The 12,150-nt window shown below is 39.4% G+C and carries 11 protein-coding genes; all 11 read right to left on the bottom strand.

Annotation, left to right across the window (positions count from 1 at the left end; genetic code table 11):
• Positions 1-96 precede the first annotated feature (96 nt).
• Positions 97-876, bottom strand: coding sequence for an alpha/beta hydrolase (locus ELQ35_RS12000; protein WP_126865055.1), 780 nt, complete (start codon positions 874-876; stop codon positions 97-99).
• A gap of 83 nt (positions 877-959) precedes the next feature.
• Positions 960-1,469, bottom strand: a complete 510-nt coding sequence (locus tag ELQ35_RS11995) for a flavin reductase family protein (RefSeq protein WP_246026055.1) — start codon at positions 1,467-1,469, stop codon at positions 960-962.
• Between the two features lie 31 nt (positions 1,470-1,500).
• Entirely contained in the window at positions 1,501-2,592 is a 1,092-nt protein-coding gene (locus tag ELQ35_RS11990) for an LLM class flavin-dependent oxidoreductase (RefSeq protein ID WP_126865054.1), read from the bottom strand.
• A gap of 442 nt (positions 2,593-3,034) precedes the next feature.
• A complete protein-coding gene (lpdA, locus tag ELQ35_RS11985; protein ID WP_126865053.1) occupies positions 3,035-4,426 on the bottom strand; it encodes a dihydrolipoyl dehydrogenase in 1,392 nt (463 codons plus the stop codon).
• Positions 4,427-4,436: 10 nt separating this feature from the next.
• Positions 4,437-5,744 carry a dihydrolipoamide acetyltransferase family protein gene (locus ELQ35_RS11980; protein WP_126865052.1) on the bottom strand — a complete coding sequence of 436 codons (1,308 nt, stop codon included), beginning with the start codon at positions 5,742-5,744 and terminating at the stop codon, positions 4,437-4,439.
• A gap of 14 nt (positions 5,745-5,758) precedes the next feature.
• Positions 5,759-6,745: an alpha-ketoacid dehydrogenase subunit beta gene (locus ELQ35_RS11975; RefSeq protein ID WP_126865051.1), complete on the bottom strand. Its 987-nt coding sequence runs from the start codon at positions 6,743-6,745 to the stop codon at positions 5,759-5,761.
• Positions 6,746-6,771: 26 nt separating this feature from the next.
• A complete protein-coding gene (locus ELQ35_RS11970; RefSeq protein WP_126865050.1) occupies positions 6,772-7,761 on the bottom strand; it encodes a thiamine pyrophosphate-dependent dehydrogenase E1 component subunit alpha in 990 nt (329 codons plus the stop codon).
• Between the two features lie 62 nt (positions 7,762-7,823).
• Complete coding sequence (locus tag ELQ35_RS11965) at positions 7,824-8,864, bottom strand: zinc-dependent alcohol dehydrogenase (protein WP_126865049.1); 1,041 nt, start codon at positions 8,862-8,864, stop codon at positions 7,824-7,826.
• 157 nt (positions 8,865-9,021) lie between these two features.
• Complete coding sequence (locus ELQ35_RS11960; protein ID WP_126865048.1) at positions 9,022-10,488, bottom strand: NAD-dependent succinate-semialdehyde dehydrogenase; 1,467 nt, start codon at positions 10,486-10,488, stop codon at positions 9,022-9,024.
• Between the two features lie 93 nt (positions 10,489-10,581).
• Entirely contained in the window at positions 10,582-11,355 is a 774-nt protein-coding gene (locus ELQ35_RS11955) for an acetoin reductase (protein WP_221884963.1), read from the bottom strand.
• 26 nt (positions 11,356-11,381) lie between these two features.
• Positions 11,382-12,137 carry an NADPH-dependent oxidoreductase gene (locus ELQ35_RS11950; RefSeq protein ID WP_126865046.1) on the bottom strand — a complete coding sequence of 252 codons (756 nt, stop codon included), beginning with the start codon at positions 12,135-12,137 and terminating at the stop codon, positions 11,382-11,384.
• Positions 12,138-12,150: the final 13 nt, after the last annotated feature.

Here is a 12,150-nt window from a genome sequence, read left to right as displayed (position 1 = left end):
CGAAACAACAATGAAAACTATATTTTTAGGATCTAATAACGGCATTAATTTATGATTACTTAAATTAAATCCCCCTGTATTAAAAATCAGAGAAAATTATAGTGTATTCTTAAACCAATCGATCACAGCAAGGTAGATCTTCTCGGAAAATAAATGCCCCTCGTCCTCAAAAACTTCCAGGCGTTTGTTTGGCGAAACCAGAGAGCGTTCCAAATCATAGCTGTTTGCTACAGGCACGACTTGATCTTTTTTTCCGTGGATAATAAGGATAGGCTGCGAGATTTTTCCTGCGCTTTCCAAGATATTGTATCGCACTATGTCTTGAGCAAATAGAGAGGATAATGAATATCCCGATCCATTAAAATTACGGATGGTTTGGCCACGTAATAAATCTGCCCACAATGCAGGCCCAAGGATGATTTGTTCGAAGTTTCTCTCCAAGTAAGAGACAGGAGACAATGTGCAAATCGATTTTAATGTTTTATCCGACGCTGATAAGTGTGTCACCAACGCACCACCCAAACTGTGGCCAATGATCCCGATTCTCTTCAAATCGGCGTTCTCCAACGTTTTTGTCCATGCCAACACGATCTGTGCATCTTCTATCCACCCGGTGAAAAAGGTATCAGTTTCAAAATCTCCTTCACTTTCTCCCGAACCTATATAATCAAAACGAACTACCAAGTATCCTTCTGCACATAACCGTCTTGCCAGTTTTACACCCATTCGATTCCCAACGGTCTTATTGCCGGCAAACCCGTGAAAGTATACAATCACGGGGGATTTTCCTTTAGAGGAGGCAGTATTCTGTGGAACATGCACAATAGTAGAAATTTGTTTGCCTCCTCTGCTTATGACCCAATAAAGTTTTTCCATCGAATGACTCCCTCCTTTTAAGTATTAATCAAGCAACAGATAAGGGCGGATTGGTAATTCTATGGCATACCCGCCCATCTTTCTTATTTGGTTAAGCTGGCCAATTCTGGCCAATTAGTAGGAACAGCACCGACATTTCGCCGAAAATACAACATTGGCTCCTTTTCCTGATTCTCTATATGGATAACCTGGCCGATTAAAATGAGATGATCACCTGAGTCGATTTCCTGAACCTTTTTGCATTCCATCACTCCCAGTGAACCTGAAAGAATTGGCAGTTTATTTTCTGACAGATTCCAACTGGCTTTTGAAAATCGATCAGGCTCCTTACCCGCGAATGCCCAGCAAAGATCTTTTTGATCTGCTGCCAATACGTGCACTGCAAAGTTTGGTGATTGTTTGAATGCTTCTAATGACGAAGCCTTGCGATCTATGCACCATAAAACTAATAAAGGATCCAAGGAAACGGAAGCAAATGAATTGACTGTAAGACCACACGGATTTCTCTCTGCATCCATAGTCGTCAGGATTGTTACTCCCGTCGGATAAGAGCCCATGATTTGCTTAAATACAGATACTTTTTCGTTATTCAATTGGCCTAACCTCCCTATTAAACTTCTGATATTATATTTCTACTTTTGATAATTTACTTGCTAATCTTGGCAGTACTTCCTCTTTTAATAGCCGCATTGATTTTTTCCATGCTTCAGGATTTTCACTATAGTCGTAGCCAGTTACAAGTAAAGTTCCAAATCCGCCAACTTTCTCATAAATATTCGCAAATTTAGTTGCAACTGTTTCGGGCGAGCCAACAAACCAATTATGTTTTGCAACATATTCCGGTGTAACTTCATTATCATCTACAGACTCTTTATGTTTAAATACTGAAATGGCACGAAGGGTTTTAAACAGAGGCAAATAATATTCACGATGCTGTCTGCCCATCATTGAATATAAGGAACCTTCCAGTGCTTCTTCATCTGTATCTGCTACAAACACATCACGTGTAATTCTCCACTCGCTGCGCTGCGGGGTTTTACCACTTCTTTTAGCGCCTTCTTCAACAGACTTCCAGTGGCTAGCAATGTAGTCGAGATTATTTCCAAGACTCATAGGAATAAATCCCTTTTCTCCTGCCATTATCAAGGTTTCCGACCCTGGACTAAGTCCAGTTACCCCAATTTGCGGATGAGGTTTTTGGTATGGTTCTATATGGGGTCTTAAAAACTCGTTCCCTTCTATTCTATTTGCCTTCCAATATTCACCTTTGTATTCAAAGGGTTCTTTTTCTTTCCAAATCTTCAGCATTATTTCTAGTGCTTCCGCTGTCATTCTCCTATTTTCTCCATGTAACCCATCGACACCAAACGTATCATAATCACTAGGAAGCCCCCCTGCCCCAATTCCAAGCATCAAGCGTCCTTGTGAAAGGTTGTCAAGATAGGCAACACGGTGGGCTAACTCAACTGGATTATGATAAGGCAACAGGTGCGCACCTGGTGCAAGCTTAATTTGCTTAGTACTTTTAAGAGCTTGAGCAATAAGTAAGTCAGGAGCTGGAATTGGCTCCCATGGAGACGTAAAATGCTCCCCAATCCATGCTTCCTCATAGCCTAATTGATCTGCGTATTGAATCATCTCTAAATCCCATTCCGTTGCATCATAAAGACTTCTTTCAGGTGGATGTGAGGGCATTAAAAACATTCCTAACTTCATTAAATTCATCTCCTTAAGGTTTCTGCTTTCAAATTAGTAATATGCAAGATCGATGCCAAATTTTTATAAGCTCAAGACCACACCTCTATTTTTTTAAAAAATATCTTTAATACTCTCATTTGCTCGTTTTTCTAAAGAAGAAAACTCCTGAGAAATGTTAATATGAACCTAGTGTTTACAAGAACACTTTTTCAAAAATCATCCGATACTATGCATTGATATATTAGAAAAAAGTCAATAACATTACTAACTATCAGTTCATGTTATGAGCTTGTTCTTTTCTATATTGGTTTAATTGGGAAAAGATAAAGCCATTTAAGAAAAACTGAGAATGGTTGAGAATTCGTGAGAATTTATAAGAATATTAAATGGATGAATAAAAAAAGTGATAAGTTACTCACACTTATCACCTCCTTTATACTGAAACAATCCATCCTCCATTCTAGTGATGAATGAAACTTTTCTTTTTCTCAAGCCACGTTCTTGCGACTTCCCATATTCCTTCTGAAACAGTAGGATGTGGATGGATCAGTGAAGCCAGTTCATCCACAGTACCTTCTAAGAAAATAGCGGTGGATACTTCAGAAATCATTTCGGTTACATGAGGGCCAACCATAACCGCTCCAAGAATTTCGTCGTAGCGGTCATCTGCAATGAGCTTGATAAAACCGCTTGACTCATCCATAGCCAACGTTTTGCCGTTCGCTCTTAGCTGCAGCGTCTCACACCGATAAGAATATCCTCTTTCTTTTGCCTCTTTTTCTGATAATCCAACACTGGCAATCTCAGGATAGGTATAGATACAGCGAGGTACCACTTTATAATCAATTTCCTTGTGTATACCCGCTGTGTTTGCTGCTGCCACTATGCCTTCGCTACTTGCAACATGGGCTAATTGCCAGCCGCCAATGACGTCACCAACCGCATAAACATTCGGAAAGCTTGTTTCCATTTGCTTATTCACTGCGATGAACGGTTCATTCATGGTCAATCCCAACTTATTTATACCAGTTAAATTCGGCTTTCGGCCTGAGGCAAACAGAACTTCTTCGGCAGAAACTGTCATCTTCTCAGAATTCGCAAGCTCAACTGTTAATGCCTTTTCCGAATCAATTTCACTTGCCTCAACTACTTTTGCAGATATATGAATGGTGATGCCTTTTTTCTTAAGCTCTTTTGTCATTAACTTCGATGCATCTTCATCTTCTGTGGCAATTAACCTTTCTCCCATTTCAATGATGGTCACATCCACGTTTAAGCTTGAAAAAATACAAGCAAACTCGACTGCGATAATTCCTCCACCAACGATGACGATTGATTTTGGAATATAGTTCAAGTCAAAAATCGTATCACTTGTATGGGCTTTTATCTGTTCAACGCCTTTAACAGGAGGAATGAATGGTTTTGAACCAGTAGCAATGATAATTTTTTCACCATACACCTCTGATTGAGTATTCTTTGAATCAATGGTAACTCGATAGTCAGAATGAACCGTTGCTAATCCATTGTAAATATTGACATTCGTGCTTTTCAGCAAGAATTCCACACCTTTGCGTAAATTCTCGACTACACTGTTTTTCCGTTGCATCATTTTTTCAAAAGAAAGGGTGACATTTCCCGCTTCTATTCCCCACTGCTTTGCTTTTTCTAACAAGTCGAGGAATTCAGAATGCCGTAAAAGCGTTTTTGATGGAATGCACCCTGTGTTTAGGCATGTTCCCCCAAGAAATTGATTTTCAACGAGTGCCACGGACAAACCATGTTTTGCGGCATGCTCTGCAGCAATATATCCACCTGGTCCTCCTCCGACTACAACTAAATCGTATATTTTCATATCTCTCACCTCAAACCATTAATTCATAAGGATTTTCTAATAAATTTTTCAGTTCAGTGAGAAACTCTGCTGCCGGAGCTCCATCAATCACCCGATGATCAAAGGAAAGGCTTAAGGTAACAAATTGCCTAGCAGCAAATGATCCGTTGTTAGAAACGACTTTTTCCCGGATTCGACCAATTCCAAGAATAGCAGACTGTGGCTGATTAATAATTGGTGTAAACGCATCGACAGCATACATTCCTAAATTACTGATCGTGAATGTTCCCCCCGCAAAGTTTTCAGGAGATAGCTTATTCTCTCGTGCAAGTTTTACTATTCTTTTATTTTCTTCTGTAAGAGCTGAAAGCCCTAAGGTATCCGCATTTCTGATAACTGGCACTACTAATCCATTCGGGACAGCAACAGCTAAGCCAATATTCACTTCAGAATGAAGTTCAATCGTATTGCCATTTAATGAAGCATTCACCATTTTGTGTGCTTTTAATGCTTGTGCTACCGCTTTAATAAAAATTTCAGTATAGGATAAACGATATCCCGTGACCTTACTAATTTTGTCTAGAAGTTTCGTTCTTAATTCGATTGCCGCCGTCATTTCGACTTCTGATGTTAGCGTTACATGAGGTACAGTAGTAACACTCTGTACCATTCTTTCTCCGATCACCTTTCTCATGCCGGCATATTGAATCGTTTGATTCTGCAGGATCGGACTATTTTTCACTATATCTTTTGTTACAATCTTTCCGTTCGCGCCCGTGCCTTTGATGTTTGCTAAATCAATATTTTGATCATTAGCAAGCTTACTAGCAAGTGGGCTGACTCTTTGTTTACTATTGATAAATAATTCAACATCCTTTGCATGGATGCGGTTATTTGGACCTGTACCTTTAATTTGACGTAAATTAATGCCATTGTCTTTTGCCAACTTATTTGCTGCAGGCGTTTTTCTTGGTTTGTTTATTACATTAAAATCAGTTTCAATTTCCGTACCGGTTGAAGGAACAGTGCCTGCTACTACTGGTACAATCTCTTCTTTCAAGTCCTCTGTTCGTTTGTTTCGAAGATCACCAAATTCTTCACCTTCCTCGCCAATATAAGCAATTGGCTCCAAAACGGCTACTTCCGTATCAACATCAAATAATCTCTTTAACAGAATTCCTGACGTTGTTGCTTCCACTTCAAGATTGATTTTGTCGGTCATAATTTCAAGAATAGGTTCACCTTTTTCAACTCGGTCCCCTTCATTCTTCATCCAATCCAAAATAGTTCCCTTTTCCATGGTTGCCCCGAGCTTTGGCATCAGAACTTGCTCAGCCATTGTTTAACCTCCCATCAGGCATACGTTACTACCGTTGATTTAATAGCATTAATAATATCTTCAACTTGCGGAACAGCTTTCTTTTCAAGTGTTGGATTATACGGAATTGGCACAGCTTTTCCGCCTAGTCTGACTACTGGTGCATCAAGATAATCAAATGCTTCACCTTCGTTAATCACACTGGCAATCTCTGCTCCGTATCCACCCCGTTGAACAGCTTCATATACAACGACCGCACGCCCAGTTTTTTTCACCGATTCAACAATTGTTTCTATATCTAACGGAACTAATGTACGCGGATCGATGACCTCAACACTAATTCCTTCTTTTTCAAGCTCTTCAGCTGCTTGCAATGCTCTATGAACCATAATTGAAGTTGCAACGACTGTAACATCCTTACCTTCACGCTTAATATCAGCTTTTCCAAGAGGAATCACGTAAGATTCCTCCGGTACATCGTCTTTCATGCCATATAAAAGCTTATGTTCATAGAAAATAACTGGATTGTCATCTTCTAACGCTGCTCTAAACAAACCTTTCGCATCATAAGCTGTAGATGGCTGCACCACTTTCAATCCCGGTATATGTGCCATCCAAGCCTCTAAGCTTTGTGAATGTTGAGCTGCAAAACCAGCTCCAGAGCCGCCTGGGGTACGGATTACGATAGGAACTTTTCCTTTTCCGCCATACATATAACGTATTTTAGCTGCCTGGTTTACGATTTGATCCATCGCAACTGTCACGAAATCAGAAAATTGGAGTTCTAAAATGGGACGCATTCCCATTAAGGCTGCCCCGATTGCAACTCCTGTAATGGCTTGTTCTGAAATAGGAGTATTTAATACTTTTTCTGGTCCTAACTTTTCAATCATTCCTCTAGTTAGCCCGAACGCACCACCATAAATCCCAATATCCTCACCTAAAATAAAAACATCTTCATTTGCTTCAATTTCTTGGCACATAACCTCATTAATTGCTTCTGCATATGTAATTTCACGCATGAATAGTCCTCCCTCCCTGCCTTTTCTTATGCAAATACGTCTTCTTCAAGCGAGCTAAGTGATGGTTCAGGACTGTTTTCTGCAAACTCAATTGCTTCATCCAGCACTTTCTTCACTTTTTCTTCTACTTCAACAATTTCTTCACTTGTGATAATACCCTCGTTCAATAATCTTTCCTTGAACAGCTTGATTCCGTCTCTGTTTGTCATCCAATCATGTTCTTCATCACGGGTTCTGTATTTTCTAGCATCACTTTTGGAGTGTCCTCTCCATCTATAAGTCTTAGCTTCTATTAAAGTAGGGCCTTCACCATTCTTAGCACGATCTAACGCTTTTTGTGTCTCTTCCATAACTGCAATAACATCTGTGCCGTCAATTGTAACGCCTGGAATTCCATATGAACTTGCACGGTCCGCTAAATTCTCGATGTTCGTCATTTCTTTGATGGAGCTAGACATTCCGTACTGATTATTTTCACAGAAGAAGATAACTGGCAATTTCCAAGCAGACGCTATATTAACAGATTCATGGAACGCTCCTTCGTTCGTCGCTCCGTCACCGAAAAAGCAAACAACGACAAAGCCTAAATCCTTCTTCTTAGAAGTTAGAGCTGCTCCACAACCCAATGGCAGACCCCCTGCTACAATACCATTTGCTCCTATATTTCCTATTTCCAAGTCGGCAATATGCATGGAACCGCCTTTTCCTTTACAATACCCCGTTTCTTTCCCCAATAGCTCGGCCATCATGTATTTCACTTCTGAGCCCTTGGCAATACAATGTCCATGTCCACGGTGAGTGCTCGTAATTTTATCTTCATTCGTTAACACTGCACATGCACCAACAGCGGTAGGCTCTTGACCGATACAAAGATGCATCGTTCCGTGAATTTTCCCTTGCATAAACTGTTTTTCAACCGCTTCCTCAAAGTTGCGAATAAGAATCATTTGATATAACAAATCCTTTAATCTTTCTTTCCCTAGCTTTTGTAAGCTTCCAACCGTGCTTGTCTTCATATGGGAAACCCCTTTCTCATATAAACTTATTTGCTTTAACGATTCCTTATCAAACCATTTCTTCATTCTTCAAAGTCGTAATACATCAACACTTTTCCGCATTCTTTTGATTCTATGATCTCAAAAGCTCTTTCCCATTCGCTTAGTGGAACTACATCGGTAATAATAGGTTTTAAATCAATCGTATTCGTCGATAAGATTTTCTTTACTTTTTCCCATGTTTGCATGGAATGAGCATATGATCCGTATAGTTGTATTTGCTTATACAAAATGGAGTCCATATCCATTTCGATGTCACTGCCGATAATTCCAACTTGGATGTATTTCCCCAATTTCTTTATTGCTTTAATGGAAGTATTGACCGCTGAAGGGGCACCAGAGCATTCAACACCAACATCTACACCAACACCTTCTGTCAACTCATCCACAATTTCCTGCAAATCCTGAGTAAAAACATCAACTATTGTATGGGCTCTAAGTTCTTTGGCAATATTCAGCCTTGTTAAATCCTGACTCGTTCCAGTAACAATTACATTGCAGCCTTTTCTTACTAGTAAACTCAAACAAAGTAATCCAATTGGCCCCGGTCCTGAAAGCAAGACCCAATCACCTGCATGAAACTCCGTCAATTCTTCAATTGCCTGTACTGCACATGCTAATGGTTCTGCTAGAGCTGCTTCTTGTAATGAAATGGTAGATGGTACCTTATAAACCATCTCTTTATTGACGACCACATATTCTGTAAAGCTGCCATTTACCCCACTGCCAATACTTCTGCGTTCAGAACAAAACATATAATAGCCTTGTTTACAGTACATACAGTTCTTACACGTCCAGGCAATCGAAGGCAACACCATTACAATATCTCCCGGATTAATGTTTTTTACGTTCTTTCCAGATTCAACGACTTCTCCTGAAAATTCATGTCCGATCACAACAGGTGGATAGCTCTTATAGCTATCATGATAAATATGCATATCTGTGCCGCAGATGCCTGAATACCGCACTTTTATTTTTATTCCGGTCGCATCACAAACCGGTTCAGGAATATCAAGTAAATGTAAATTTCCAAAACCGGGCTTTGTCTTCATAAGTGCTTTCATGTCTAATCCACTCGCTTATTAAAATTTGATGTACGATTCAGTCTAAAACGAACTAACACATTATTTTGTTTACCACTGTGTCTCTATAACGTTTATGAAGAAAAATATTCCTCCTGGAAAAGTTAGTTGCTCTTCCAGAAGGAATTTTCATTCACTCCTATAGCCCAAGAGAAATATACTTCTCTTCTAAGTAATCTCTAATTCCTTGGTGTCCGCCTTCACGGCCGTATCCACTATGATTCATACCACCAAATGGAGCTTGAGGTACGCCAGGAACTGCATCATTTAATCCGATTACGCCAAAGTTTAATGCTTCAGAAACAGCAACTGCACGTTGAATGTTTGAAGTATAAAGATAAGCCGCTAACCCGTATTCCGTATTATTTGCTTCGAATATAACATCTTCATCATTACTAAAAGTTGTGATTGGAGCTACTGGTCCAAAAGTTTCTTCTGTCATGATAATCATGTCGTTTGTAACATTACCAAGAATAGTCGGTTCGAAATAGAAACCATTAGGATCTCCTGTTACTTTACCTCCAGTTAAAACTTCTGCACCTTTTGATTTAGCATCTTTTACATGCTCTTGTACTTTTTCAAGTCCGTCTTTATTTACTAATGGTCCAATTTGTACAGTTTGATCCAAACTATTCCCTACCTTCAACGTTTGAACCTTTTCAACAAAAAGCTTTGTGAACTCATCTTTAATATTTTCATGAACATAAATGCGATTTGCACACACACATGTTTGGCCTGCATTTCTAAATTTACTCGCTACTGCTCCTTCAGCTGCTTTTTCTAAATCTGCATCTTCGAATACGATGAAAGGAGCGTGTCCACCAAGCTCTAAAGAAAGCTTTTTCAATTGCTCTGCGGACTTTTCTACTAATTTCTTCCCTACATCTGTTGATCCTGTAAAAGAAACCTTTTTCACTATCGGGTTTGCAAAAATCTCATCAGAAATCTCTCCTGTAGCACCTGCCACAATATTTACGACACCATTTGGAATACCAGCTTTTTGAACAAGGCTAGCAAAGGCAAGAGCTGAAAGTGGTGACTGACTTGCAGGCTTGACAATACCCGTACAGCCAGCAGCCAAGGCAGGTCCAAGCTTTCTAGTCATCATGGCTAACGGGAAATTCCAAGGGGTAATGGCAGCAATTACACCAACTGGCTGTTTCACGACAAGCAATCTTTTGTTAGGTGAGGATGCCGGAATCGTTTCCCCATAAATACGGCGGCCTTCTTCTGCATACCAGGATAAGAAGCTAGCAGCATATTTCACTTCTCCACAAGCTTCTGTGTATGCTTTCCCCATTTCCTTGCTCATAATGGTTGCAAGTTCAGCCTCATGCTCTAGCATTAAATCATGTACTTTTAATAAATAATCTGCTCTTTCATTGGCAGTAAGCTTAGCCCATTTTGGGAATGCTGCATTTGCAGCTTCAATAGCAGCTTTCGTTTCTTCTTTTGCTCCTCTTGGAACCTCGGCGATGACTTCACCAGTGTTTGGATTTTTTACTGAAAATGTGGAACCACCGCTTGCAGTTGCCCACTCACCGTTAATGAATAATTTACTATTATCTAAGTCAATCAAAGATACTTGTTTAGCAGCTTGTAACATTGTAATTCCTCCTATTTTTTTCAAGTCATGTATGATCCATTAATTCATGAAAAAATGAATCTAGAAAAATTGTTTAAAATACAATCATTAATTTTAAGAGAATACCATTCCGCCATCAATTACGACTGCTTGCCCTGTCATGTAATTTGAATCCTCAGATGCCAAAAATGAAACATAATTCGCTACATCTATCGGTTCTTCAATTCTTCCTAACGGGATTCCGTTAATTTTATTTTTCAACGTTTCTCCTAAGGGCACATTCATATATTCACTCATTTTGCGATCAATTTCTTCCCACATACCTGTACCTACAATACCTGGACAATACGCATTAACCGTAATTCCGTGAGGAGCCAGCTCTTTTGCTGCCGTTTGAGTAAGACCTATAACAGAAAATTTTGTCGCACAATAGTGACCTAGAAATTCAACACCTCTTTTTCCGGAAGTACTGCTTGCATTAATGATTTTTCCACTGTTTTGTTTGATCATCACTTCAGCTGCTGCTTGCATGCAAAACATTGTTCCAAACACATTAATTCGAAAGATTCTTTCTAGATCTTCTTCTGTAATTTCAAGCAATGGTTTTACTTGGACAATGCCAGCGTTTGAAACCATGACATCAAGACGGCCAAAATGTTCTACTGTTTGATTAATCATGGAAAAAACTTGATCTCTCTTGCTAATATCAGCTACAATTGCAAAGGATTTCTGACCTAGCTCTTCAATTTCGGAGGCCACATTTTTTATGGATTCTTCACCGATATCATTTAGGACTATATCAAAACCATCACTAGCAAGCCGCATTGCAATTGCTCTACCAATCCCTGCCCCAGCACCTGTAACCAAAGCGACTTTATTGTTTTTCATTTTCATCCCCTCTTTTAACGGAAAAGTTATTTTAAATGAAACCCTTTTGAATTAACAAAGGGTCTCATATGTTCCCTTCTTGGTACCGATAGAAAATCACTCATTGTTATTGTCCAATTCGTATTCTTCTGGTTTGTAAAACGGTGACCGTAATAATCTTCCAATTGAGAATCATATTGATCCAAGAGCTCATCGTATTTTTCTTCGTTATATACATTTTCATGTAGAATCGCATTAACTGGTAAGCGCGGCTTTACCAATTGAGTTTCATCCGGAACTCCCACTGTCATGCCGAATAAAGGAAATGTTTTATCAGGTAACCCTACAACATTACTAATTTCTTCAGGGTTATTTCGTACACCGCCTATGTAGCAAATACCGTATTTTTGAGATTCTGCAGCAACTACAAAGTTTTGGGCAAATAGTGCAGTATCAATAACTCCGACAAGGAAGTTTTCAAGAATTTCATTCTGAATGTTTGTTCCTTGTTTTTTACATGCATATTCCAAGCGTTTCATGTCTGCACAGAATAACAACAAAACCGGTGCAGATTCGATTTGCCTTCTATTATTTGAAAGAGTTGCAATTGCTTCTTTTTTCTCCGGATCTGTGATGTGAATGACCGAATAAGCTTGAACAAAGTGAGATGTTGCAGCGTGTTGTGCAGAAACTAGCATCCTTTTTAAGGTTTCAGGCGGAATGTCTTCCTTTTTATAGTCCCTTATGGAAGTATGACTTCGTAAAAGTTCAAGCGTTGCATCTAATTGTTTGTCAAGAGTCATGAGTCCCCCGCCT

The sequence above is a fragment of the Peribacillus cavernae genome, assembly GCF_003989135.1.
GTDB lineage: Bacteria > Bacillota > Bacilli > Bacillales > DSM-1321 > Peribacillus > Peribacillus cavernae.
Note: the sequence above shows the minus strand (reverse complement) of the source record. Positions and strands in the feature narration are given on the sequence as shown.

Excerpts from the sequence above, each read along its gene's own strand:
- ELQ35_RS12000 (WP_126865055.1), bottom strand. The coding sequence starts at position 876 with ATGGAAAAACTTTATTGGGTCATAAGCAGAGGAGGCAAACAAATTTCT.
- ELQ35_RS11990 (WP_126865054.1), bottom strand. The coding sequence starts at position 2,592 with ATGAAGTTAGGAATGTTTTTAATGCCCTCACATCCACCTGAAAGAAGT.
- lpdA (WP_126865053.1), bottom strand. The coding sequence starts at position 4,426 with ATGAAAATATACGATTTAGTTGTAGTCGGAGGAGGACCAGGTGGATAT.
- ELQ35_RS11980 (WP_126865052.1), bottom strand. The coding sequence starts at position 5,744 with ATGGCTGAGCAAGTTCTGATGCCAAAGCTCGGGGCAACCATGGAAAAG.
- ELQ35_RS11975 (WP_126865051.1), bottom strand. The coding sequence starts at position 6,745 with ATGCGTGAAATTACATATGCAGAAGCAATTAATGAGGTTATGTGCCAA.
- ELQ35_RS11970 (WP_126865050.1), bottom strand. The coding sequence starts at position 7,761 with ATGAAGACAAGCACGGTTGGAAGCTTACAAAAGCTAGGGAAAGAAAGA.
- ELQ35_RS11965 (WP_126865049.1), bottom strand. The coding sequence starts at position 8,864 with ATGAAAGCACTTATGAAGACAAAGCCCGGTTTTGGAAATTTACATTTA.
- ELQ35_RS11960 (WP_126865048.1), bottom strand. The coding sequence starts at position 10,488 with ATGTTACAAGCTGCTAAACAAGTATCTTTGATTGACTTAGATAATAGT.
- ELQ35_RS11955 (WP_221884963.1), bottom strand. The coding sequence starts at position 11,355 with ATGAAAAACAATAAAGTCGCTTTGGTTACAGGTGCTGGGGCAGGGATT.
- ELQ35_RS11950 (WP_126865046.1), bottom strand. The coding sequence starts at position 12,137 with ATGACTCTTGACAAACAATTAGATGCAACGCTTGAACTTTTACGAAGT.